This is a genomic window from Megasphaera indica, from assembly GCF_046614755.1.
GTDB classification, from domain to species: Bacteria; Bacillota; Negativicutes; order Veillonellales; family Megasphaeraceae; genus Megasphaera; species Megasphaera intestinihominis.
Map to the genome: position 1 here is coordinate 56075 of NZ_JBKKJR010000010.1, position 24621 is coordinate 80695.

The following is a 24621-nucleotide window of genomic DNA, read 5'->3' on the forward strand; positions in this document are numbered from 1 at the left end:
TGCTTCAACGAGAACAGCACCACGGACTCCGAAGAGCTGCGGCGGCTTACACTCTCTCCACAGGCGTAGATTCCCGTGCGCCCCACGGTATGTTATGGATTACGTCAGGCAGATATCCGCCTGGCTTCTTCTCGAATATTTATGGCCGCGTTTTTATCGCGATTATGGTGACTTCCACATTTAGGGCAATCCCATTCCCTTACAGATAAGTCCCTGGTTTCGTGATTCTGATATCCGCAAACATGGCACAGCTGGCTGCTTGGATACCACTTGTCTATCTTGATAAGCTGTTTGCCTTGCCAAGCCAGTTTATACTCCAGCATGTTCGTGAACATATTCCAGCCATTGTCGGCTACGGATTTGCCAAAGCTGAACTTGCCACCCTTTTTCCGCTTGGCCATCGCTTTGACACTAATATCCTCAATGCCAATGACATCATAGCGGTCTGCGAGATAGCGAGCCTTCTTATGCAGGAAATCCCGCCGTTGATTAGCCACTTTCTCATGGAGAATAGCTACGCGCAGCCTTTGTTTTTCTCTGTTGTGACTTCCTTTTTGCTTGTTGGATAGCTTTCGCTGTGCCTTAGCCAATCTTTTCTCTGCCTTTCGCAGGAAACTGGGATACTTAGCATCCTCCTCATCGGAAGCCACATACAAACCGTGCATCGCAAAATCCAGGCCAAGGAAGGTCTTCGGTATGACAGGGAGTATTTGGTTTTCATACTCCACTAGCATACTGATATAGTACTTTCCTGATGGCGTCTTGCTGATGGTAACGGTCTTTATGATACTGTTCTCCGGCAAGGGACGATGCTGGCATAGTTTCACCCAGCCGACTTTCGGCAGTTTCACCTTATGGCCCTCGATTCGGACAGAGCCCTTCTGGTTGTTCGTAGAATACGAAGCACGACAATTTTTCTTTGACTTGAAGCGCGGCTTGCCGAAATGCTGGCTGTCCTTCCAAAAGTTATTATAAGCCTTGTTCAGGTTCATCTGAGCGTTGGCAAGGGCTAAGCTATCTACTTCTTTCAGCCAAGGGAATTCTTCCTTGTACTGCGCAGGCGTGTTATTCAGTTTTTGGCCGGTTTCCTTATAATAGTCAATGCGGTCACTCAGCATCTTGTTGTAGATGAATCGGACACAGCCAAAGGTCTTGGCAAATATCATTTTCTGTTCCGTTGTCGGATAGATTCTGTATCGGTATGCCTTATTCACTATCATCACCTGCCTTGACTTTCCAAATCCTTTCACTCTTACTACTGATTATACTGTAAATCAACTTGTGAAGCCATTGTTTTTCTGATGGCATCGGCCCCTCAGAAAAACCTGCAATTCATCTCACTGTCTAAAGAGACGGGAGACTTCTTACAGAATCAGGTTAAATTTTATTATACCATATTTATGTCCCTGCATTTATGTTCCTGCGAGAATCGGCAGGCAGGACAGAATCGCCGCAATCTGTCTTATTTACACGCCCCATATCATGGGATAAAATGATAGTACAGTTTACTTTTAGGAGGTTTTTTCTATGGCAACTAAACGCGTCCTCGCAATCCACGATATGTGTTCTTTCGGCCGCTGCTCCCTGACAGCCGCCATCCCGGTCATTTCGGCCATGGGCTTCCAGGTCTGCCCCTTCCCGACGGCTATTTTCAGCAATAACCTGACGTATGGCGACTATACCTTCTCTGATTTTACGCCGCACATGACGGAATTCATGGATAAGTGGCAGAAACTGGGCTATTCGTATGACGCCATTTACAGCGGCTTCCTCGCCGACGCCGGCCAGATCGCCATCGTCCTCGACGCCATCGCCCGCTTCGCCAAGAAGGATACCCTCGTCGTCGTCGATCCAGCCATGGCCGATGACGGCAAGCTCTACCCGGTCTTCAAGCCCGATATTGTCATGGAAATGCGCAAGCTCATCGCCAAAGCGACCATCATTACACCGAATTATACCGAAGCTGCCCTGCTGGCCGACATCCCCTATGCCCAGGGCGCGCCATCCATGAAGACTATGCTCGAACTCTGCCAGAAGCTGGCCGCCATGGGACCGCGTCAAATCATCATCACCAGTGTCCCCAAGGGCAACGAAACGATTACCGTCGTCAGCTACGACGCCCAGACGACGTCTTTCGACGAATGTACCGTCGACCGCATCCCCTTCAGCACCTGCGGCACAGGCGACCTCTTCACCAGCGTCCTCACAGGTTCCCTGCTCCAGGGCCAGTCCCTGCACGACAGCGTCAAAAAGGCCACGCAGTTCCTGAACTACGCCATAGGCTACACCTACCAGTCCGGCAGCGATCCCCGCGAAGGCGTTCAGGTCGAACCGTGCCTGAAAAAGCTGTTCTAAGTTTTATTGTTAACCTGTATAAATCTATATAAAGTTGACCTCATGAGCGCTTTTTTGCTATAATACGGAAGAAGTCCGTAAGCAAAGGAGCGCTTTTATCATGTCTGATTCAAGAGAAAAGACGATGCGCCTGACACGCATCGCCTTATTGATTGCTATGAATTGTATTTCTGCCTATTTGATCATTCCCCTGCCCTTTTCCCAGTCGCCGATTGCCCTGCAGACGCTCGTCGTCAACCTGGTCGCTTTCCTGCTGCCGCCAAAAGACGCGGCCATCACCATGCTGGCCTACATCGGCATCGGCATCATCGGCGTCCCCGTCTTCACAAGCGGCACGGCAGGTCCCGGCAAGATGTTCGGCCCGACAGGCGGCTATATCTGGGCCTATGTCGCCGCTGTCTTCCTCATGTCCTGGTTCAAAGGGAAACAGTACAGCTTCCGGCGCTACTCCCTGGTGGCCGTCGCCATCGGTATCCCCGTCATCTATCTCGGCGGCGTCCTGCAGCTCAAAGGCATTACGGGAATGCCCTGGGAAGCAGCCATCATGAGCGGCGTCGTCCCCTTCATCCCCCTGGATATCGTCAAGAGCCTCTGTGCCGCTGCCTTGGCACGGCCCCTGCTGGCCCTGGGCCTGAAAGGGACTCAGGACTGACGCCGGCCATAAATCCGTTCCTTGTCGGCATACATCTTCTGGTCAACCTGGGATAATACGTCGTCGATATTGACGATAGGTGCATGGCATACGATACAGCCTAAGGCCATGCTGATGCCGCTGGAACGGTAGCGGGCACGCAGGTCGCGTATAATCCGCCGGGCCTGCGTTTTATCGACATTCCTGACGATGAGCATGAATTCGTCACCGCCCATGCGGAACACGGCACTATCATCTGTCAGGCTTTTCATGATCCGAGCGGCCTGACAGATGAGCTGGTCGCCGGCTTCATGGCCCTGAGTATCATTGATCTGCTTAAGGCCGTTGAGGTCGCCGAAGATGAAGGCCAGGGACATCCCGTCGGACAGCGTCCGGAGGTATTCAGAAAAGCCCCGGCGGTTGCCGACGCCAGTCAGCTGGTCCGTCGTACTGATGCGTTCGAGGGACCGGAAGATATCGCGGTTGCGCAGCATGATGGCCAAGAACAAGGTCAGCGTCGATAACAGGAGACCTGCCGATTTAAAGGCCAGCGCCGACGGATTGATGACCTCTGTGAATCCCAGAGAACGTCCCGACTGGGTCAGATGACCCGACACGAGGCGGCGGACGCCAGAGATGTACGGCGTAAATCCCGGATTGTCGCGGAGAAAGCTCTGGACATCTTCAATAATAGCCATCTGCTTCGTGTCGAATTTGGCATAGAGCGGGCGCAGGGAGTTGATGGGAATATGCTGGACCGTATGAGCGACGGGCTGCAAGTCCTCCTGGTGCCATTCATAAGTCGCACTGACCCGACTCCCCTGTTCTTCAAAGATCAGGACCCGTTCGGCCTGCAGGCTGCGGCCGATATGGGCCAGCATCTTCTGCAAGCCCACGCTGGGATCGGCTTCGCGCATACCGATGGCGATGACGTCGTTAGCCATGACTTCGCGGAAAATGACGCGATTTTCTGCTAAGTCCCGGTTGATATACTGATTGATATCGGCTGCCATAGAAAAGCGGTAATTCTTCCCTTGCCAGGGAATGAGCGTCGTCCGCATGAACAAGTTCTGTCCAGTCTTGCGGTTGCGGCGCGTCACCGTACAGAAACAATCGCGGCGCAGCTGACCGTTGATGCAGTCATCGCAAGGCCTATCGAGGCCGTACAGGAGCTTATAACACTTTTCCCCAACCCAGCTGTAAGCGTCGGAAAAGCCATAGCTCTTCTGCATATACTCGTTGACATAGACCAGTTCATACGTATCGGGGTCGATGATGGACACTTCTTCATCAAGCTTATCGAATTTTTCCTTGTCGAAGACCAGGCGGTCGCCGATGTAGACGGCCTGGCCGTAGCGCTGTTCTTCGGCATCTTTCAGGCGCTCCCTCAGGAGTTGCATGATTTCATCGAAATCCCGGCCTTCTGAGCCCTGGACGACAGCATATTGCAAATAGAGGGTGCAGCTGTAGCCGCCGATATCGGTAAGGCTGTGGATGGCATTGGTCAGGCCCAGCAGGGTATTGCGGAAGTCCCGGTCCAGGCTCTGATGGGTGATATAGAAAAAGCGGCAGCCGCTCAGATGGGCCAGGGAGCCTTTCAAAGAGTGGAGCGTCAAAAGCTGGTCCGTAATGGCCTGCAATAACTTCCCGGCTACTTCGTCGCCGTAATCCCGGAAGACTTGTTCATATTCCGGTACTTCGAGGAGGACACAAACATAATCCGTCCCATACCGCCGATAAGCATCCATGTAATCTTCACCGAGCAGCCAGAGGCCCCGGAAATTGAGCAGCCCCGTTTCAGCATCGACTAAGCTGGCCTGATGGAGTCGTTCCTGATGTCGGCAATCTTCATCGACATCCTCAAAATAGCCCAACAGGCCGATGATATGCTTGCCCCGGTAAATCGGGAATTTCGTAGAGGCGATCTGGTGCAGCCGTCCCTGGACCAGGCATTGACACAAGACATCGCGCGTGACTTGGCCCTTTTCCAGGACGGCCATTTCCGCGTCTCTATATACACGGTCGTTGACAATCCAGCCCAAGTCCTCATCGGTTTTGCCGATGAGGGCTTTTTCGTCCTTCAGGCCATAGTAGTCGAGGAAAGACTGGCTGACACCGGCAAAGCGGCGGGCCCTGTCTTTCCAGAAGAACTTGATGCCCGAATAGTGGATCATAGCCTGGCAGAGTTCCCGCAAGAGGCGGAAATAAGGCTGATGGACCGGTTCCAGCTCGTGGATGCCAAAAGAGGTGGCCAGTATGGGCAGCAGGCTCTTGCGGTCCCGTGCCGTTTCCCAGACGTCTTCGCGGCAGCACAGCAGGAGATCCTGCCGGTTGTCGACGCGGAGGAGGAGGACTAAAAAGACGGTCCAATGGTAACTGCCATCAGCCGTCCGAAAGCGGAAGGTGATGAACTTCGGACGCCCTGCATCATCGGCTTTATCCAGGGGCCGGTAATCAGCAACTTCGATCATCCCCTTGCGGACTTTCCCCGTGAGGCGATAGAACTCCCCTTCATCACCGCAATGGTACATATCCAACAGCCCGCGGTTAACGAAGAGAATTGGTTCCGATTCATCCATGCCGATCAAACAGATGCCGGCAATCAGTTTATCATAATAGCGATGCAATTCCGCTTGTATCGATGCCACATCCATAAAGTCCCCCCTTTTCTGCAAAAACGTTCTGCAATAAAAAAATAGAGTCATTGTATATAACTTATTATAACACATGATAAAAAGAGGCTATCGCATTAAGACAGCCGCTTTTTGAATTTTAAGTTTGTAGTTTTTAAAAACCACTCACGGACGCAGGAAAAAAACGCCGGCCAGGCACAGGATGATGCCGATGATCTGCCGGGGCAGCAGAACGTCTTTATAAAACAGGACGCCTATACCTGCCAGGAGGAGCGCCACGCTGACATTGGCCAGGAGCGAGGCCATACTGATTTTCCAGCCAGTCCGGTATAGCAGGATATAGCCAAATTCGACAGCCACCAGCGTCAGTCCCCAGGCAGCGTTGCCCAGTTCAATGTATGCAGATCCTGCCGCAGCGAAGGCCCTGTCACCACGTAAGCAGCGGCACACAAGAGGAAGCTGACCAGATAGGTAACACTGAGGGCTAGGAAAGGCGGGGCTGCCGATGGTGTTGCCTTGGCGACCAGGTGATAGCCTATATTGCCTATGACGATGATGAAAAAAGGAATCCAGTATGTCAAGCTCATTCTGTCAACGCCTTTTCCATATGGATGTGAGGACAATACTCATCCAGATATTCGTCACCCGATGCGGTATATCCCAATTTTTCATAAAACGGACGCACCCGGACCTGTGCCGACAGAGCCAGCCGTTTCACATGACAGCCGCGCAGCCATCCTTTCGCTTCCCGTACCAGGCGCTCCCCGTACTGTCGGCCGCGGCAGGATTTCCGTACGGCCAGGCGGCCCAGTATATACACATCCGGATTGTCTGATGTAAAGAGCCGGCAGCAGCCAGCGGCATGTCCATTTTCATATAACACCAGCTGCCATGCCGTCTGGTCGGTTTCATCAAATTCATGATGAAACCCCTGTTCTTCGACAAATACCTCCTACCGGATAATCCGGGCATCCTGTGAAAGTCCCTGCTGCATACGTATTTGAATCATGATATTCCCTCCTAAAAAAAACAGAGGTGCCCAGGAATTGTCTTATAGCATGTAGCCCATGCCGTACCTACGACAACTCCCAGACACCTCATTTCTCCTGTCCGGTGACAGAAGCGGTGTTCTTATGAAATTGGCATTATTCTAACATATCCTATCATCTTCGTCAATGCGATTTTGCCCACTTTAGCAGCTGGGAACCAGACCGTTCACCCCACTTTTCTGCCTGTCATTTCAAGGCCTGTTCGGTATCTGCCAGAAACTGCTGCACACAATCGGCAAAATCCAGCCCAGTCCGGTCGGTCAGAACGGCCAGCCACCATACACATTCCCCGATTTTAGACGGGAGTTTGCCTTCTTCATCAGATGGCCAGCGCCCTTCATGACTCATAGTCAGCCGTCCTACCAGGCCGGCATCGGTCAAAAAAGCCAGGGCATCTTCCTCGACGGACCATTCGGAGCCATGATACTCCCGTTCCAATGCATGATAAGCAGCTCTGATAGCAGCCGAACGTTCCGATATTTCTTTTAAATCCACGTCAATCTCTCCTTTTTTTTAGAAACACGGCCACACTCCATTCAATCCTAATGACGAGCCAAAAAGGCTTACCAGGCCGTCCCCTACATTATCGCATATAGGCGATAAAAATAATACACTGTTCACGGCCAGTCGCAAAAAAACACGGCCTGCAGCCGTATACGTAGGGGCTGTCCCGATGAGGGCAGCCCGCTGTGAGATTTCTCCACAACATATCCTGGTATTGCCAGGCTTTTACGAGCCACGTCTTTTCTCGCCCGGGTCCCATTTTAACTGCTGCTATAAAATGAAGGCTTGCAGTTGCATAAAGAATTTGAAATTTGATACAATGAAGTCAAAAGGAGGTGTGGCCGATGAATGAAGAGATAATACAGGATGTACAGAATCAGCTGGCAGGAGCGTTGGACTACGATAAAGCCGCTAAGGGTGTTTTGTCGCAGAAAAAGGTGCTGGCTTATATCTTGAAACGGACGGTTCCTGAATTTGAATCGGCCAGCCTCGACGATATTGCCAATATATACATCGAAGGGCAGCCGGAAGTCAGTACGGTGCCGGTTTCTAAGGATAAAACGAACGCGGTCCGCCATGCCTTGGAGCGACAGGATACACCGACAATCAAAGGGGCACAGAATGAAGATAACAGCATAACCGAAGGCAGCATCGTCTTTGATATCTTGTTCCGGGCGAAGGCGCCAGAAACGAATGAGCTTATTACGCTGATCATCAATGTGGAAGCGCAAGAACGATTGAACCCAAAAAAGAAAACGGGAGATACCTATCCTCTATTAAAAAGAGCTGTCTATTATGCCAGCCGATTGATTTCTTCGCAAAAAGGGACCGAATTCATCAATAGCGACTACGATAAAATAAAGAAGGTCTATACCATTTGGATTTGCATGGAAGCCCTGCAGGGGAAAAGTGCGATCAACCGCTATCAGCTGAAAGAACAGCATCTGCTGCACCGCTATAAAGAACCTTGTCAAAATTATGACCTCATGGGCATCATTTTTGTCTATTTGGGAAACAGCAAAGTCAAGGACCAGCTGATAAACTTGCTTGATTTGATGTTTAAATCGTCAAAGAATGCCAGTGAAAAGATTACGACTCTGCATAATGATTTTGGGATTGATTTGACACAAGAAGGAGAGGGGGATTTGGCAGTCATGTGCAACTTAGGAGAAGGATTATACGAAGATGGCCTGATAAAAGGTAAGGAAGAAGGTAAAAAAGAAGGCAGAACAGAAGGAAAATTAGAATTAGCTCTCGAATTGTTGAAAGATGGAATGTCCTTGGAAAAAGTGGCAAAGTATAGCAAACTATCGTTGTCTATGATTAAAGAACTTGCAAAACAGAATAAATTGATTTAGGAGCAAACAAAAAAGAGGCTGTCGCATTAAGACAGTCTCTTTTTTTGAGTTTTAAGTTTGTAGTTTTTAGTTTGCAACAACTGGTAAAAAATTTAAAACCAGCTTCTACAATCTACAAACTCCGTACTACAAACTATAAAGTAAAAGGGACCGCACATGATGGTAAAAACCTTCACGCGCGGTCCCGCTAATTTCACAAAGGAAATTATTTGAGTTCTACTCTATCCATATTTCGTTAAAATGAGAATGGCTCTATTAAGCCATTTTTAATGTCCTATTTTCTTTAAATCTCCCCTTTTTTCGTAGTTTTTGAAAAAAATAGTATCATTTTAGTATCAAAGCCTGATGCTGTTTTGACCATTCCGGCAAAGGCAATCTACCTTCTAAATAGTACTTCAGTATATGCCCAGCTAAGTCTGCACTCGTTTCCGATTCATACCGGCGCCTGACCCATCCGAACTTTCCATATACTTACCACTACTTACCAAGCTTACCATGTCTTACTCCACCTGCCGACAGTTTCCGTCATCTTTCATGGCACCCCCGCTATTGCGATGGTTTAGCCGTTTTTCGCTAATGACCCCTGCAAAATTCTATACCTGAAATATCCGAACTTGCCATGTACTTACCAAACTTGCCATTTCTTGATTCATCCATGCAATTTACAGGGTATACGTAGGATAACTTCACCTTCTACCTGCTTCGGTTCCAATACATATCGTCAGATGATTGCGGTTGACATCGGCTGTTCTGGTGATAATGACTCCTTTGATGTAGAGACACAATGGTTCTGAGCAGAGAAGCCCTTTCCCTAATTTATAAATTGTACTTTTCAAAAAAAGTATTATTTCCAATAATAATACGCCATTTGTTATTAGTAGTAGAGATTCTTTCTAATGTAATAATATATTTTTGATTTTCCGCTTGAATATGTTCAAGTGGTTTCTCCCGGTTTTCATTTATATGCCAACCTTTTGAAACAAAATATTGCATAAAATTTTGTTTAACAAAAGCAGGAGAAATAGTACTATCTTTAGGTTCTAATATTGCACAAACAGATTTAGCAATAATTGCTTTCCTATTCGTCAAAGATATATTACTGATATCAAAATTTTTAATAATCTCAATAGCATATAGCTCATGTTCTAAATCAATAATATTGTTTTTAATTTCTTTTTCTTCAAAATAATTATAAATATTTCCACCTACAATCCACATGCTAAACGTAAGAATTATTATTAATATAAAAAAATTCAATACTTGTTTTTTTGTTTTTTTGCACTTTTTCTTAAAATTCTCCATATACATTCTCCAAGCACAATATGCAAATTCCCGCCTGTCGATGCCAGGGTACTGCCGACCTGTTTTTTCATTCTCCTGCATTAAGAACATTAACGTTAAATTATATCAATATATCCTGATACTCTTAACATTATATAACCTTTACGATAGGTATAGAATGATTAGTATTCCGAAATAAAGTGCAGCTATAATCCATATTGTTAAATTAACATAAATTTCTTTCATGGGCTTATGTTGAGCTCGCAAATAATTTCTTCTTCCATAAATCATTAGACCATACCAAATAAAGAAAAAAATAAGTGTAAAAATTGCTGAAAAAAAATAGTACACTTCAGCCGGCTTCATAATGATCACAAATATAAAATTAAGCAATGCTGCGGAAAATATAACACTAACGATAAAAAACGGCTTTTTAGGTGCATATTTTAATAATATCTTTTCCTTATCCGCCGGTCTTATTTGAAAAATAAATGATTTTAATATTTCAAACAAAAGCAAGCCTATCCCGATACAATATATAATGTCTTTAAAGCTCATTTAATTCACTTCCTTTTCCACCTTGAAGGAATTGGAGCTAAATAGTTCATATAAAATATAGAATTCCAAAAAAACTAGCTCCACTAATTAATACAGCTACATGGAAATAAATCTCTTTCATTTTTTGTCCAGTAGCTTTTAAATACCTTCGCCTTCCCAAAACACCTATAGCATACCAAAGAAATAACAAGCTCATCATACAAAAATAGGACCTGGCTTGATATTCTGTACTAGGTTTTATAAGTATTACATAAAACATGTTTAATAGAGAAAGGACGAATGCGATATTAATTAGAAAAAAAGCTTTTTTAGGCGTGTATTTCAGTACTATCTTATCCTTAGTTGTTAATCGAACCTGCAAAATATACGCCTTGACAATGTAAGGAATCACTATCATCAAGCTAACTAAAAAGATTCTATCTCTCGAATCCATTTTGATTCACCTTGTTTCTTTCCTACCTTGTTTATTAGCCATCTACAACAAAAAACACACGTCCTACGGCCTTGTGCGTAGGGGACGCCCAGAGGGCGGCCCGCTGTGGGATTTGACCATAGCCCATCCAAGTATAATGACCGGCTTTTACGAGCTACTAGCCACAAACCACCTGTCATGTATCCGGCTATGTACAGAATTCACAAGCGGGATGCCTTAACAGGACGTCCCCTACGAAATCGCATGCAGGCGATGGAAATGATGGTTTAGCCGTTTTTCGCTAATGACCCCTGTAAAATTCTATACCTGACATATTCGAACTTGCCATGTACTTACCAAATTTACCATTTCTTGATTCATCCATGCATAAATTTGGGATTCCTCGCTTTGAAGTGTAATGAATCTGCTCAAATACATCGACTCGAAGGAATTACGCGATGAATTTATTATACCTCGAAAATTTGACAATGGGCAGCATGCAGCAGAGAGGTACAATCAGCTAACCAACTCTAAATATAAAATCCGTGAGGACTGGATTAAGAAAACAAGCCAAATTTTTAAAAAAATAAACTAATGTTTATAGCTACGCATATAGCCATTGCCAAGATAAGTAGTTTATAAAACTTACGTACAATCGATATGTCTTTATTTTTCTTTCGACAATATCGTTCTCGAGCGTATAATCCTAAAAATAGCCACAAGAACAATAAGGTCATCGTTACATCCCATACAATGGCTCGATAAAGCCAGATTTTAATTATAACAGTTATATAAATTACGGCTAATAATGAAATAATAAACAAACAATTTACTAAAAAAAATATTTTAGGCGGTGCATTGTCTACTAGTATTTTCCCCCTTCCCGATGTCTTTCGCAAAATAAGATTTTTAAAAATCCAAAACGCCAAAATAAAATAACTTATGCAAGAAATCATGTTTCTATCATTCATAGTATCCTTCAATATCCTTTTTCGCTGTTCTTTTTAAATCAACTCATGCTTCTATATGCTGAAAATTTTCTCACTAGCCGTGAAGAAAGCATTTTCTCTTAAAAGATTTCGCCAATAGTCGCCAGATTTCCTTTATTTTCCAGAAAGCTTTTAGCCAGGATCTTCGAATCATCAAAATAGGTCATAAATTCTGGCTATGTACAGAATTCACAACGGGACGCCTTAACAGGACGTCCCCTACGAAATCGCATATAGGCGATAAAAATAATACATTGCTTGCAGGCGGCCCGCTGTGATTTACGGCAAAGCCGTTTTGGAGTCCGAACAAAAAAGGACCTGTGTACGTAATCGTACACAGGTCCGATAATTTCACAAAGGAAATTATTTGAGTTCGACAGTAGCGCCAGCTTCTTCGAGTTTAGCTTTGAGAGCTTCAGCGTCAGCTTTAGCAACGCCTTCTTTAACAGCTTTCGGAGCGCCGTCAACGAGAGCTTTAGCGTCTTTCAAGCCGAGGCCCGTAACTTCACGGACAACTTTGATAACGCCGATTTTTTTGTCGCCAGCGGACTGGAGAATGACGTCGAATTCGGATTTTTCTTCAGCAGCAGCACCGCCAGCAGCCGGAGCAGCAGCAACTGCAACCGGAGCAGCAGCGGAAACGCCGAATTTGTCTTCCATAGCTTTTACGAGTTCGGAAAGTTCGAGAACAGTCATATTTTCAATGGCTTCCATGATTTCTTCTTTAGTCATTTTGAAATACCTCCATAGTATCAATTTTGAGTTTAATTTTTAAGTTATGTAAGCTAAATTAAGCAGTTTCCTGTTCTGCTTTTTTAGCGCGTACAGCGTCAAGCACATAAACCATGTTGCGGATATTGCCCTGGAGTACGTTGACAAGGCCAGAGATAGGAGCCTGCATGCTGCCAACCAATTTTGCGAGGAGTTCTTCGCGGCTCGGCAAGCTTGCCAGAGCGTCAACAGCTGCAACATCAATGACCTGACCATCAGCGAGACCTGCTTTTACAGTCAGCGCTTCAGTCTTTGTTTCTTTGATGAATTCTTTGAGGATCTTAGCCGGAGCTACAGCGTCTTCCGTGGAATAAGCGAGAGCCGTCGGGCCTTCGAGAATTGCATCTAATGCGTTATAGCCGAGTTCGTCAGCGGCAATACGGGTCAACGTGTTTTTGATGACTTTGTATTCAACACCGCCTTCGCGGAACTTACGGCGAAGTTTCGTGACATCAGCTACGGTAAGGCCGGAGAAACCAACGAAAACAGCACCCTGAGCGGACTGCAGTTTTTCTTTCATTTCTTCAACGACAGCAGCTTTTGCCGGAGAAACCGGATGATTTGCATATGTGGACATGAGTTCGATACACCTCCTTGAACTGGGATTTATATCGTCTTAGCAATCAAAAACGGCCTCATGGAAACCACGAGGCCGAACTAGTCAAAGTCAGATATCTGCTAGTTTCATAGCCTCAGATGGCGGACATACGTCCATTATACATACCTTCAGTCTACAGCTAAGAGAGATATTAATTTTCTTCTTTCTTTGCAGCACCTTTGATGCTGTACTGGTTGATGTGGATGCCAGGGCCCATCGTGGAGCTAACCGTGATGGATTTGATGTACTGGCCTTTTGCACCCGACGGTTTAACTTTGATGAGTGTATCAACCAAAGCAGTCAGGTTGTCAACCAATTTATCTGCGTCGAAAGATTTTTTACCGATAGAAGAATGAATGTTGCCGGCTTTATCCGTGCGGTATTCAACTTTACCAGCTTTACTTTCGCTAACAGCTTTTGTAACGTCCATCGTGACAGTACCAACCTTCGGGTTAGGCATGAGGCCTTTAGGACCGAGGATTTTACCGAGACGACCAACTTTACCCATCATGTTCGGAGTAGCGATTGCTACGTCGAAGTCGAGCCAGCCACCTTTGATCTTTTCTACGAGATCATCAGCACCGACATAGTCAGCGCCAGCAGCTAAAGCTTCTTTTTCTTTATCGCCCTGAGCAAATACGAGGACAGTCTTGGATTTACCAATGCCGTGGGGCAGTACCAAGGCGCCGCGGACCTGCTGGTCGGCGTATTTCGGATCTACGTTAAGGTTTACGGCCAATTCAACGGTTTCGTCGAATTTGGCAGTATCCATCTTTTTCAAGATGTCGATTGCTTCTGCAACATCATACTGTTTCTGTTTGTCGAACAGTTTTGCAGCTTCAGCATATTTCTTGCCTACTTTTGCCATGTTTCTTCCTCCTTATGTGGTTTAACGGGTTACCCCTTCCACGGGCAGAGCATCATCGAATTAGTCGACGATTTCGATACCCATGCTGCGAGCGGTGCCTTCAATCATTTTCATAGCAGCTTCAACGTCGTTAGCGTTGAGGTCCGGCATCTTAGTCGTTGCGATTTCGCGGACTTTGTCGCGGCCCAATTTAGCTACTTTTTTCTTGTTCGGTTCGCCCGAAGCTTTGTCCAAACCTGCTGCTTTCTTCAAGAGGACGGCAGCCGGCGGTGTTTTCGTAATGAAAGTGAAGGAACGGTCTTCATAGACTGTGATTTCGACAGGGATAATGAAGCCAGCCTGTTTAGCTGTGCGTTCGTTGAATTCCTTGACGAAAGCCATGATGTTGACACCAGCCTGGCCTAATGCAGGGCCAATCGGAGGCGCCGGAGTTGCTTTACCAGCTTCACACTGGAGTTTTACCATTCTTGCTACTTTTTTTGCCATGGTGAGTTACACCTCCTTACATTACAAGATGTGGTCAAACGAATCTTGCGATTCTCCCACTCGCGGCGAGTTGCCGCATTTAGAAGTATTTATTCCAGACCCTTCTCGATTTGAGAATAGTCGACTTCTACTGGAGTTTCTCGGCCAAACATATTGACGAGGCCTTTGACAGTCCCTTTTTCTTCATTGATTTCCGTTACGACGGCCATGCAATTTTCAAAAGGACCTTCGGTAATGCGCACTTCTTCGCCAACTTCGACAGAGATATGCGTTTTCGGTTCGCTTTCTATGCCCTGGGTCTTCAGAATCTTTTCGACTTCTTTCGGTTCCAGCGGGATAGGCTTGGTTGCCGAGCCGACAAAACCGGTAACACCCGGTGTATTGCGGACGACATACCAGGAACGGTCATTGACTTCCATTTCGATGAGAACGTAGCCAGGGAATACTTTTCGCTTGACAGTCCGTTTCTTACCGTCTTTGATGTCAATTTCATCTTCCATTGGAATGAGAATACGGTTAATGACGTTTTCTAACCCCATGGATTTGACTTTTTGTTCCAGCGTTTGCATTACTTTATTTTCATAACCGGAATACGTATGGATGACATACCATTTCATATCTGCTTCCATTTAAGCACAAGCCTCCTATCCGACAACAAGCTGAAGTAACTTGAACAGCTGTGAAAATACACCATCAGCTACGCCAATGATTACCATTACGACGATGGTAGCGACAATGACCATAACCGTGTAGTTGATCAATTCCTTCTTCGTCGGCCAGATGACTTTTTTCATTTCTACCTTTACGCCAGATAAAAATGATTTGCCCGGGTTCTTTTTCTTGTTCTTATTCTTTTGTGCTGCTTTTTTAGCTGAAAGTGCCATATAACCTCTCACATCCAAATAAGATTAGCACAATCTTATTCAATCAATTATTTCGTTTCTTTGTGTAATGTTTCTTTTTTGCAGAACGGGCAGTATTTTTTCAGTTCCAAACGGTCCGGATTGTTCTTTTTGTTTTTGTTCGTCCGGTAGTTACGCTGTTTGCATTCTGTGCATGCCAAAGTGATAGCTGTACGCATTCCTTACACCTCTCTTAAAAATAGTCACAAGCCTAGTGTTACGTAAGACTGCCTTTATAATGTATCACAACAGTCCCCTCTAAGTCAAGGAAATTTTTCTGTAACTTAAAAAAGCCAGGCGTTGGTGAACGCCTAACTTTGATTATTCTAACATGTGACGACCGTCCTGTCAAGAGATTTTCCATAATTCCATAGCGGGCCGCCCAGCCACAGCTGTCCGTTCTGGCAACCGTCCTGCGCCTTCCGTAGGTCGGCACCTGACGGGTCAGAAAGGCGCGGGACGGCCCCTACGCACAAGGCCGCTGGCCGTGCATTTTTTTGTGACTTGTGGCCTGCGTCTATCGCGGCGCATCCGCATCTGAATCGTACAACGCCGCCAGGGCGTCCTGGTATGTTCCCAAGATGCGCCCCACCTGTGCTTCTATGGCGTCGTGGCTGCCGTGGCGGTCGCGGAGCATGGCCAGCCATATGTCTTCATCGACGAAGAGGTATTGTTCATAGGCTGCGGCGATGAGTTCCTTGGCGGAGCCCATGGCAGCCATGCCCTGGCCGTCCCGCTTCAGGGCTTCGCGAAAGGCCATCAAGCCTAAATCAAAGGCTTCCTGGAAGATGTGGACGATGCCATGGCAGACGAAGGGGTTCGTCAAATCCGCTTCCCGAGCCTGCTGCAAAAGCTGTATATGTTCTTGGAAATTATCCTGCCAATCCATAGCTACCTCCCCAAACATCAAACATCAAACATCAAACATCAAACCTATTATAATGGATTTCCGGCAAAAAAAGAAGCAGCCCTGCTGTCAGGAGGAGACAGGGCTGCTTCACGATAAATGGCTTGGGAATTTAGCCAGAGATTTTCTGTTGTGCCAGATAAGTTTCTTCCAGGACCTGTTTGCCTGCAATGCCCGGCTGGGTCATTTCCTGCGGCGACAGGATGATGTCCATCTGTTCTTTCGTCAGATAGCCGTGTTCGAGGATGATTTCCCGGATCGGGCGGCCTGTGGCATAGGCTTCCTTGGCCAGCATGGACGACCGTTCATAGCCGATGTGCGGCAAGAGGGCCGTGACGATGCCGACGCTGTGGTCGACCCAGGACCGGCAGGCTTCTTTGTTGGCCTTGACGCCTTTGAGCAGGTATTTGACGAAGGCATGGATAGCGTTGGTCAAATACTGCATGGAGTGGAAGAGGTTGAAGGCCATGACCGGTTCCATGACGTTCAATTCGAACTGGCCGTTTTCGACGCCCAGGCTGATGGCCATGTCGTTGCCGATGATCTGGTAGCACGTCTGGTCGAGGACTTCTGCCATGACCGGATTGACTTTGCCCGGCATGATGGAAGAACCGGGCTGACGGGCCGGCAGCTTCAATTCGTTGAGGCCGCAGCGCGGACCGGAAGCCATGAGGCGGAAGTCGTTGGCCATCTTGATGAGCATGAGCGCCGTAGCTTTCATATTGCCCGATACTTCGGCGAAGATATCCGTGTTATTGGTCATATCGATGAGATTGCGGGCCGTGACGAAGATATCACCGGTCAGCATGGAAAGTTTCGTGGCGACGGCTTTGATGTAAGCCGGTTCGGCGTTGAGGCCCGTGCCGACGGCCGTGCCGCCCATGTTGATGACGTGGACGCCTTCGAGGGACCGGGAAATGCGTTTGCGGCCGCGGGCGACAGCCGAAGCATAGGCGCCCATTTCCTGGCCGAGCGTAATGGGAACGGCATCCTGTAAGTGGGTACGGCCCATCTTGATGACGTCTTTGAATTCATCGGCTTTGACATCCAGTTCCGTTTCCAGTTCCTTCAGTGCTTCTGTCAGCTTCTTGCCTTTCATGCTCAGGCAGACTTTGATGCTCGTCGGGAAGACGTCGTTCGTCGACTGAGCCATGTTGGCGTGATTGTTCGGCGAGATGATGTCGTAACGGCCTTTTTCTTTGCCTATGATTTCTAAGGCCCGGTTGCACAGTACTTCGTTCATATTCATGTTTACGGAAGTACCGGCACCGCCCTGGATCGGATCAACAGGGAACTGGTCCAGCCACTGGCCGTCGATGATTTCACTGGCAGCCTGTACCAGGGCATTGCCGATTTTCTTGTCGAGCCGTCCCGTTTCCATGTTGGCGAGAGCAGCTGCTTTTTTGACAATGGCCATGGCCTGGATGAAGTCCGGATCCAGATGTTCACCTGTAATATGGAAGTTTTCCATAGCCCGCATGGTCTGTACGCCATAATAAACATTGTCCGGTACATTCATTTCACCTAAAAAGTCATGTTCTGTTCTCATAATATCCTCCCCAATACCCATCTTGCAATAGATGCATTAAATATTTTGTATACAGTATTCAAGTAATAATTACAGCGTTTCCGCTGCAATTAAATTCATACCCCTCCGGCGTCCCCACGCCGTTACATACACAAAAGGCGCTGTTGAAATTGCTTTCAACAGCGCCTTTGCCGTACGTACTATGAATTTACCTATATCATAGTGCATAGATGGGCAGATGTCAATATTTATTCCGCCACTTTATGTTTTATTTAGACTTCTTGCAGCCTTAGGCTTCTTCGATGGCCCCAGCCGGACAGGAGTTCATGGCTTCCTGAGCAGCATCGTTGTTAGCTTCCGTCGATTCAGCATAGGCTTCAGCCATACCCGTATCATCGTTCATACGGAACACTTCCGGGCAAGTCCCAGCACACATACCACAGGCAATACACGTATCGTTTACTTTATATTTCATAATGAGTCACTCCTTTGTCCGGACCTTATATCCGGAAAACTTAGTCCAGTAAGTCATTCCTTACTGTGCCTATAGTATACCCTGTTTTCGGCCAAAAGGTCGTTGTATTTACAACACTTTAGCAAATTAGCGATACGATGCCTGATAAATAGCAACGCAGTCTTCTTCACTCATGGGCATGCGGTCGGCCATGAATAATCCCGCCATGGCCGTCTTGGCATTATGGGCCATTTTATGGAATTCATCGGGACTGATGCCGTAGTCGGACATCTTGAGGTTGGCGACGCCGCATTTTTCCTGCAATTCTTTCAGGGCGTCGAGGAAGTCTTCCGGTTTGGCCGCATCCGGACGCCCCATATGGCGGGCCAGGATGATGAAGCGGTCGTCACAGACGTGGATGTCGATCATGTGCGAGAAATAAGCCAGGCTGATCATGATCAGGCCGGCGCCGTGGGGCAGGGCCTGGTGATAGGCGCTGAGGGCATGTTCCAGCGAGTGTTCGCTCATGTTGGAGCTGAGGCACATTTCCAAGCCGCCGAGATAGTTGCCGAAAGCCACGCGTTCCCGAGCCTTCATGTCGATGCCATTCTGGACGGCTGTCGGCAAGTAGGCGCTGATTTGGGAGATGGCTTCCAAAGCGACCATTTCGCTCATGAGATTGGCCTTATTGGCCAGATAGCCTTCGATATTGTGGAACAAGGCATCGAAGCCCTGGTAGGCCGTGAACTTCGGCGGTACCGTCGCCATGAGTTCCGGGTCGATGATGGCCAGGACCGGGAACAAGGACGGCCCTTTGACGGGCGTCTTTTCATTCGTGTCTTCATTGGTGATGACGCCGCCGGCATCGGTTTCCGAGCCGGTCCCGGCCGTCGTCGTAATGGCGACGATAGGCAGGGGCTTGATGGCAATGGGTTTACCCTTGCCCGTGCCCTGGGTGATGTAGTCCCACAAATCGCCGTCATTGGTGGCGACGACGGCAATCCCCTTGGCCGCATCGATGCAACTGCCACCGCCTAAGGCGACGATGAAGTCACACTGATTTTCTCTGGCCATGGCGCCGCCGCGCATGACAGTCGATTTCAAGGGATTGGCTTCGACCTGGTCGAAGAGGACCGTTTCGACGCCGGCTGTATGCAGTTCCTTTTCCGTCCGATCCAAATAGCCATTGACCTTAGTCGATTTCCCGTTGGAAATGACCAGCAGGGCTTTCTTGCCGGGAAGGGCCTGTTCATGCAAATGATTGAGCTGACCGGCACCAAATAACGCTTTCGTAGGGACAAACATCTGAAAAGACACGATAACACCACTCCTATACTGGGAATAAAAAAGAGTCTTATCCACTTGCGGGTAAGACTCCATTGTCATGAATAAATTTAATTTACAAGCCGATTATACTATAATATTTTATTTTTATCAACTGACTATTTTATATTTTAATTTTTCTTTGGCCGCAAGGAAATTTCCGTTACGCCATAGCCAGCATTGACAATGGTTTTTAACAACGTGTCATCGCTCACGGAATCAGCGACGACGACTTCTGCCTGGCCGCGCATCAAGTCAACTTTGACCTTGCCCACGCCGTCGACGGCTTTAAGGGCTTCGGTCACGTGCTTAGAGCAGTTCTGGCAGACCATGCCGGTAATGTAGATATATTTTTTCGTCCCCTGAATATCATCGTGATGGAAGAGATTGCTGAAAAATCCCATAAGTCACGCCCCTCTGTTTCATTTTATTATGAATTCTCATCATCAATATTATAGCGTATCTTGCCGATATTGCAAGATTGGTGATAAAGGATACTGTATACACAAATCTATATTTATAAAACATATTGACAATACTCGCTGTATCATAGTACACTGTATTTAACAAAAAGTTTATACAATTTAACTTTTTTATTGTTTTTATTAAAAAAGGGGAGTGTGTTTTATGTCGTTTTTCCATACGAAATCCGTTGCCCAGCTTCAGAGCGATGCAGAAAACTCAAAGCTGAGCAAAAACCTCAGCGTCTTTGACCTGACATTCCTCGGCGTCGGTGGTATCATCGGGGCCGGTGTCTTCGTCCTGACCGGGATTGCCGCCGCCCGCTATGCCGGCCCGGGCGTAGCCTTATCCTTTGTCATTGCCGGTATCCTCTGTATCCTCGTCGGCCTGACGTACAGTGAATTTTCCTCCTTCATCCCGGCTTCGGGCAGTGTCTATTCCTACACCTTTGCCTCCCTCGGCGAAGGCATGGCCTTCCTCTGCGGCTGGTCCCTGCTCCTGGCCTATACGGTCACAGCCAGTGCCGTCGCTGTCGGTTTCTCAGGCTACCTGTCGGGGATGACGGCCTCTTTAGGGCTGGTAATCCCGGATTATCTCCTCAAAACGCCGGCTGAAGGCGGCCTGGTCAATCTGCCGTCTATCATTATTATCCTTTTATTGTGCTTAGTCCTCATCCGCGGTACCAAACAGAGTGCGAAACTCAATTTTGCCCTTATCCTCGTCGCTTTAGCGGCTATCATCGCCTTCGTCGTCATCGCAGCGCCTCACGCCCAGGTAGCTAATTTATCGCCCTTCACGCCCTTCGGCGTCCGCGGCGTCTTCAGCGGGGCGGCTATCGTCTTCTTCTCGTACATGGGCTTCGACGCCGTCGCAACGTCAGCCGAAGAATGTAAGCGCCCGTCACGTGACCTGCCAATCGGCATCATCGCCTCCATCGTCATCTGTATGACCTTGTACATTGCCGTATCCCTGTCGCTGACAGCTGCCATCAATTACACCCAGCTCGACACACCGGAACCGGTTGCCTATGCCCTGCGTCTCCTCGGCTGGCCCGGCATGGCTAACCTCATCGCCGTCGGCGTCCTGGCCGGTATCATCACGACGCTCATCGTCTATCTCTTCGGTCAGTCCCGCGTCTTCTTTGCCGTATCCCGCGACGGCATGCTGCCGCAGAAGCTCTGCAAGATCCATCCGACCTTCCACACACCGTATTTGATCACCATTTGGGGCTCCATCCTCATCGCCGTCATTTCCGGCTTCGTCCCGCTCATGCACATCGTCGAATTGTCCAATACAGGGACCTTGGCCGTCTTCCTGGTCAACTTCATCGGCATCGTCGTCATGCGCCGCAAACACCCTGAAATCCCGCGGAAATTCCATTGCCCCCTGCTCTACCTCATCGCTCCCGTCGGCATCATCGTCTGCTTCTACCTCATCTATGAACTGTCGACACTGACCCATATCCTGTTCGCAGGCTGGATTCTCTTAGGCCTCATCGTCTACTACGCCTACAGCCGTAAACACAGCATTGTAAGAGAATAATAAAAAAGGGCTTGTCGCACATGCGACAAGCCCTTTTAAGTTGTTAGTGTCTAGCAGTTAGTGGTTCGCAAAACCATGCCTCATTGACCCGTTACGTATATCACCATGAAAAAAGCCGTAGCTCGTGGCTCGTGGTTCGTGGCTCGTAAAAGCTCACCATCATTCTGAATAGGCTGTGGTCAAATATCACAGCGGGCCGCCCAAGGCTCCCTTTATAGGGGAGCTGACCGCCAAATGCGGTCTGAGAGGTTAAAGATTGGCCCCTACGCAGGCCCCGGTCGGGGCATTTTTTTACGAGCTGAGGGGTACTCGAAGCGATGTTATCAGTTTGATATTGTCGCCGCACAACCGCATCCGTAGGAGCAAGCCCAGCGGGCGGCCCGCTACGCGCTGAGGGTTTCCCGAAGCGTCGTTGTCAGTTTGAATCTGTCGCGGCGCAGCCGCATCTGAATCCGAGCGAACCGCAGCCTGCGAACTGCGTCTCATCTATATTTTAATGGTGGAAGTCCGTGCGATATGTCGTTTCTACGTGATCAGCAAAGGATGTTTCTTTTTCCTGTTTGGCAAAGCCCTTCAGCATCCAGGCCATGTTGCGGCCAATGTTGCGCATGGTCTGCATCCCTTCCAAATCTTTGCGTACTTCGTCCGGCGTCATGCCATGGACCATGTTCCAATATGTCGAGGTAACGATGGGCATGCTGGCAATGCCGAAATATTTCTGAATGACATCGACAGCAGCCGTGGTACCGCCGCGGCGGGCCGATGCAGTCGCGGATCGGCCGGGGCCCTAACTGGAAAATTTCATAATCGATATCACATCCTTTTGAAAGAAATGGAAGCCGACGGCATTCTCTATAGAAAAGAATATCCCCAGGTACCGCCAAAAGTCGAATATGGACTGACGGAACTGGGGAAATCTTTGATGCCTATTCTACATGAAGTTTGTACGTGGGGACAGGATCACTACGTTCAGCGCTGAATCCCGAAAGCCTGGAAGCCGGGATAGATGCCCTGGCCGCGCAATTCGTCTTCAATCTGCAAGAGACGGTTGTATTTCGCTACGCGTTCGCTGCGGTTCGGCGCACCGCTCTTGATCTGAGCCGTATTCAAGGCGACGGCCAGGTCGGCAATGGATGTATCTTCTGTTTCACCGGAACGGTGAGAAACGATGGCCCGATAGCCGGCACAGTGCGCCATCTTGATGGCTTCCAGCGTTTCCGATACGGAGCCAATCTGATTGAGCTTGATGAGGATGGCATTGCCGCAGCCTTGGGCAATCCCTTTGGCCAAACGCTTCGTGTTGGTTACGAATAAATCGTCGCCCACGAGCTGTACGCGCTGGCCCAAGGCTTTCGTCAAGGCCGTCCAGCCATCCCAATCTTCTTCGTCCAAGCCGTCTTCGATGGAATAAATGGGATAAGCCTGGGATAATTTCTGCCAGTGGGCGATGAGTTCGTCCGTCGTCAAGGACTGGCCACTCTTGGGCAGGACGTAAACGCCCGGTTTTGGCCCCTTCCATTCGCTGGCAGCGGCATCGAGGGCCAGGACGAAATCCTTGCCCGGTTCATAGCCGGCTTTTTCAATGGCCTGAAGGATATATTGGATAGCTTCTTCGTCGCTGGCCAAATCAGGAGCAAAGCCGCCTTCGTCACCGACGGAAGTAGCCAGACCCTTGGCTTTCAAGAGACCGGCCAGGGCATGATAGACTTCGGAGCACCAGCGCAGGCCTTCCCGGAAGGAAGGAGCGCCTGCCGGCATGATCATGAATTCCTGGACATCGACGGTATTGGCAGCATGAGCCCCGCCGTTGAGGATATTCATCATCGGGACGGGCAGATAATTACCATTGACGCCGCCGAGGAAACGATAGAGGGGAATCCCCAGGGACGCAGCTGCCGCACGGGCGCAGGCCAGCGATACGGCTAAGATGGCATTGGCACCGAGCCGCGATTTATCTTCCGTCCCATCGGCACGAATCATCAGGTTGTCGATACCGTAAGTATCAAAAGGATTCTGCCCTCTCAAGACATCCTGTAAAATTGTATTGACGTGATTGACGGCCTGGGTAACGCCTTTGCCGCCAAAGCGCTGAGCGTCGCCATCGCGCAATTCCAGGGCTTCAAACTGCCCCGTCGAAGCGCCGCTGGGAGCCGCGCTGCGGCCCAAAGTCCCATCGGATAACAACACATCGGCCTGTACCGTAGGATTGCCCCGCGAATCAAGGATTTCCCGGCCAACGACTTGTTCAATACGGATATCTTTCATAGTAAAACCTCCTCTGTCGAAAGTAATATATAGCGAATACCATAATTTCAGTATCTTTACAGCTATATTATACAATATTAGTCTCCTTTCGCATAATGCTTTATGAGAATCGCTGTTATTATAATTGAGTATGTTCGCAGGCCGCCGGTCGCAGTTCGTAAAACCATGCCTCATGGACCTGTTATGTATATCACCATTTATTCGCGACGGGCCGCCCAAGGCTCCCTTTATAGGGGGAGCTGACCGCCAAAGGCGGTCTGAGAGGTTAAAGATCGGCCCCTACGATGCGGCCATAAGGCCGCAAAAACGAATCACGAACAACGAACAACAAAAAAAGCACTAGCGGTTGTCCCACCTCTCCTGCCGAATCCAGGGTATCTCTGTCTGACCGCATACTTTCACTCCATCAGGTCACGAGATTCGGCATAAGCGACTCACACGGTTTTGCGCGTCGCAGAGCTCCTTCAAAACCGGTTCCCTGCTTATCCCAGGAAACCCTGGTCGGATAGGAAGCCGCCTCGTCCCACATCGCTTGTCATGCATGATGGGTCCCCCCCATTATTCCGAACGGGCGCCCCACGTGGGCGCCCTTGCTAGCTGCTAACTGCTGACGGCTAACAACAAAAAAAGCACCAGCCTAAGCTAGTGCTTTTTTTCCTTAATCAGCGGCTTCCTATCCTCCCAGGGGGCCTCCCCCCAAGTACTTTCGGCGTTTGCGGGCTTAACTGCTGTGTTCGGCATGGGA

General features: G+C 48.4%; 26 protein-coding genes, 1 rRNA gene and 1 pseudogene. 5 read left to right on the forward strand and 23 right to left on the reverse strand.

Annotation, left to right across the window (positions count from 1 at the left end; all coding sequences use genetic code 11):
• Positions 1-104 precede the first annotated feature (104 nt).
• Positions 105-1220, reverse strand: a complete 1116-nt coding sequence (locus ACFCTO_RS06660) for an RNA-guided endonuclease TnpB family protein (RefSeq protein WP_499876595.1) — start codon at positions 1218-1220, stop codon at positions 105-107.
• A gap of 307 nt (positions 1221-1527) precedes the next feature.
• Here ACFCTO_RS06660 and ACFCTO_RS06665 point away from each other — a divergent pair, with 307 nt between their 5' ends.
• Both ACFCTO_RS06665 and ACFCTO_RS06670 read left to right on the forward strand, forming a co-directional pair.
• Positions 1528-2355: a pyridoxamine kinase gene (locus ACFCTO_RS06665; protein WP_292301019.1), complete on the forward strand. Its 828-nt coding sequence runs from the start codon at positions 1528-1530 to the stop codon at positions 2353-2355.
• Positions 2356-2455: 100 nt separating this feature from the next.
• On the forward strand, positions 2456-3007 hold the full coding sequence (locus ACFCTO_RS06670; RefSeq protein ID WP_292301017.1) for a biotin transporter BioY: 552 nt from the start codon (positions 2456-2458) through the stop codon (positions 3005-3007).
• Here the strand turns inward: ACFCTO_RS06670 and ACFCTO_RS06675 are convergent.
• The 5 genes and pseudogenes from ACFCTO_RS06675 to ACFCTO_RS06695 all read right to left on the reverse strand — a co-directional run bounded on the left by ACFCTO_RS06675 (position 2998) and on the right by ACFCTO_RS06695 (position 7163).
• Entirely contained in the window at positions 2998-5640 is a 2643-nt protein-coding gene (locus ACFCTO_RS06675; RefSeq protein ID WP_499876596.1) for a diguanylate cyclase domain-containing protein, read from the reverse strand. The genes ACFCTO_RS06670 and ACFCTO_RS06675 overlap by 10 nt on opposite strands.
• Positions 5641-5784: 144 nt before the next feature.
• Positions 5785-5979: a hypothetical protein gene (locus ACFCTO_RS06680; RefSeq protein ID WP_292301011.1), complete on the reverse strand. Its 195-nt coding sequence runs from the start codon at positions 5977-5979 to the stop codon at positions 5785-5787.
• Between the two features lie 5 nt (positions 5980-5984).
• Entirely contained in the window at positions 5985-6206 is a 222-nt protein-coding gene (locus ACFCTO_RS06685) for a hypothetical protein (RefSeq protein WP_292301010.1), read from the reverse strand.
• Positions 6203-6553: pseudogene (locus ACFCTO_RS06690) on the reverse strand (GNAT family N-acetyltransferase); the annotation flags it as partial. The pseudogene ACFCTO_RS06690 and the gene ACFCTO_RS06685, both read right to left, overlap by 4 nt.
• Positions 6554-6854: 301 nt before the next feature.
• Positions 6855-7163: a nucleoside triphosphate pyrophosphohydrolase family protein gene (locus tag ACFCTO_RS06695; protein ID WP_292301006.1), complete on the reverse strand. Its 309-nt coding sequence runs from the start codon at positions 7161-7163 to the stop codon at positions 6855-6857.
• Positions 7164-7516: 353 nt separating this feature from the next.
• Between ACFCTO_RS06695 and ACFCTO_RS06700 the strand changes: the two genes are divergently transcribed.
• On the forward strand, positions 7517-8530 hold the full coding sequence (locus tag ACFCTO_RS06700) for an Rpn family recombination-promoting nuclease/putative transposase (protein WP_481325500.1): 1014 nt from the start codon (positions 7517-7519) through the stop codon (positions 8528-8530).
• Positions 8531-9346: 816 nt separating this feature from the next.
• Here the strand turns inward: ACFCTO_RS06700 and ACFCTO_RS06705 are convergent.
• The 14 genes from ACFCTO_RS06705 to ACFCTO_RS06770 all read right to left on the reverse strand — a co-directional run bounded on the left by ACFCTO_RS06705 (position 9347) and on the right by ACFCTO_RS06770 (position 20011).
• Positions 9347-9832, reverse strand: coding sequence for a hypothetical protein (locus ACFCTO_RS06705; protein ID WP_481325501.1), 486 nt, complete (start codon positions 9830-9832; stop codon positions 9347-9349).
• A gap of 141 nt (positions 9833-9973) precedes the next feature.
• Positions 9974-10369 (reverse strand): hypothetical protein, encoded by a 396-nt coding sequence (locus ACFCTO_RS06710; protein ID WP_481325502.1) that lies wholly within the window; start codon positions 10367-10369, stop codon positions 9974-9976.
• Between the two features lie 1764 nt (positions 10370-12133).
• The gene (gene rplL / locus ACFCTO_RS06715) at positions 12134-12502 is read right to left on the reverse strand and encodes a 50S ribosomal protein L7/L12 (RefSeq protein WP_020311054.1); all 369 of its coding nucleotides are present in this window, start codon (positions 12500-12502) and stop codon (positions 12134-12136) included.
• Positions 12503-12560: 58 nt separating this feature from the next.
• Positions 12561-13118, reverse strand: coding sequence for a 50S ribosomal protein L10 (gene rplJ, locus ACFCTO_RS06720; protein WP_298588110.1), 558 nt, complete (start codon positions 13116-13118; stop codon positions 12561-12563).
• A 172-nt stretch (positions 13119-13290) separates the two neighbouring features.
• Positions 13291-14007 (reverse strand): 50S ribosomal protein L1, encoded by a 717-nt coding sequence (rplA, locus tag ACFCTO_RS06725; RefSeq protein WP_020311056.1) that lies wholly within the window; start codon positions 14005-14007, stop codon positions 13291-13293.
• A 60-nt stretch (positions 14008-14067) separates the two neighbouring features.
• Positions 14068-14493, reverse strand: coding sequence for a 50S ribosomal protein L11 (rplK, locus tag ACFCTO_RS06730; protein WP_014015371.1), 426 nt, complete (start codon positions 14491-14493; stop codon positions 14068-14070).
• Between the two features lie 89 nt (positions 14494-14582).
• Positions 14583-15122, reverse strand: a complete 540-nt coding sequence (gene nusG, locus ACFCTO_RS06735) for a transcription termination/antitermination protein NusG (protein WP_020311057.1) — start codon at positions 15120-15122, stop codon at positions 14583-14585.
• 15 nt (positions 15123-15137) lie between these two features.
• The gene (gene secE, locus ACFCTO_RS06740) at positions 15138-15377 is read right to left on the reverse strand and encodes a preprotein translocase subunit SecE (protein WP_020311058.1); all 240 of its coding nucleotides are present in this window, start codon (positions 15375-15377) and stop codon (positions 15138-15140) included.
• Positions 15378-15424: 47 nt separating this feature from the next.
• Entirely contained in the window at positions 15425-15574 is a 150-nt protein-coding gene (gene rpmG / locus ACFCTO_RS06745) for a 50S ribosomal protein L33 (RefSeq protein WP_014015374.1), read from the reverse strand.
• A 338-nt stretch (positions 15575-15912) separates the two neighbouring features.
• Positions 15913-16284 (reverse strand): nucleotidyltransferase substrate binding protein, encoded by a 372-nt coding sequence (locus tag ACFCTO_RS06750; RefSeq protein WP_020311059.1) that lies wholly within the window; start codon positions 16282-16284, stop codon positions 15913-15915.
• 130 nt (positions 16285-16414) lie between these two features.
• Positions 16415-17851 (reverse strand): aspartate ammonia-lyase, encoded by a 1437-nt coding sequence (locus ACFCTO_RS06755; protein ID WP_292300802.1) that lies wholly within the window; start codon positions 17849-17851, stop codon positions 16415-16417.
• Positions 17852-18119: 268 nt separating this feature from the next.
• Positions 18120-18305: a ferredoxin gene (locus ACFCTO_RS06760; RefSeq protein WP_020311061.1), complete on the reverse strand. Its 186-nt coding sequence runs from the start codon at positions 18303-18305 to the stop codon at positions 18120-18122.
• A 126-nt stretch (positions 18306-18431) separates the two neighbouring features.
• Positions 18432-19601 carry an iron-containing alcohol dehydrogenase gene (locus ACFCTO_RS06765; protein ID WP_292282417.1) on the reverse strand — a complete coding sequence of 390 codons (1170 nt, stop codon included), beginning with the start codon at positions 19599-19601 and terminating at the stop codon, positions 18432-18434.
• Between the two features lie 137 nt (positions 19602-19738).
• The gene (locus ACFCTO_RS06770) at positions 19739-20011 is read right to left on the reverse strand and encodes a heavy-metal-associated domain-containing protein (RefSeq protein ID WP_481325506.1); all 273 of its coding nucleotides are present in this window, start codon (positions 20009-20011) and stop codon (positions 19739-19741) included.
• 223 nt (positions 20012-20234) lie between these two features.
• Between ACFCTO_RS06770 and ACFCTO_RS06775 the strand changes: the two genes are divergently transcribed.
• Positions 20235-21611 (forward strand): amino acid permease, encoded by a 1377-nt coding sequence (locus ACFCTO_RS06775; protein ID WP_499876597.1) that lies wholly within the window; start codon positions 20235-20237, stop codon positions 21609-21611.
• A 493-nt stretch (positions 21612-22104) separates the two neighbouring features.
• Here the strand turns inward: ACFCTO_RS06775 and ACFCTO_RS06780 are convergent, their stop codons facing one another.
• A complete protein-coding gene (locus ACFCTO_RS06780; RefSeq protein WP_370843402.1) occupies positions 22105-22308 on the reverse strand; it encodes a flavodoxin family protein in 204 nt (67 codons plus the stop codon).
• A 135-nt stretch (positions 22309-22443) separates the two neighbouring features.
• Here ACFCTO_RS06780 and ACFCTO_RS06785 point away from each other — a divergent pair, with 135 nt between their 5' ends.
• Positions 22444-22590, forward strand: coding sequence for a winged helix-turn-helix transcriptional regulator (locus tag ACFCTO_RS06785; RefSeq protein WP_081638962.1), 147 nt, complete (start codon positions 22444-22446; stop codon positions 22588-22590).
• On the opposite strand, the gene eno is transcribed toward ACFCTO_RS06785, so the two are convergent.
• Positions 22581-23876 (reverse strand): phosphopyruvate hydratase, encoded by a 1296-nt coding sequence (gene eno / locus ACFCTO_RS06790; protein WP_499876598.1) that lies wholly within the window; start codon positions 23874-23876, stop codon positions 22581-22583. The two genes, ACFCTO_RS06785 and eno, sit on opposite strands and share 10 nt — an antisense overlap.
• Before the next feature lie 660 nt (positions 23877-24536).
• Positions 24537-24621: ribosomal RNA gene (rrf, locus tag ACFCTO_RS06795) — 5S ribosomal RNA — on the reverse strand; the annotation flags it as partial.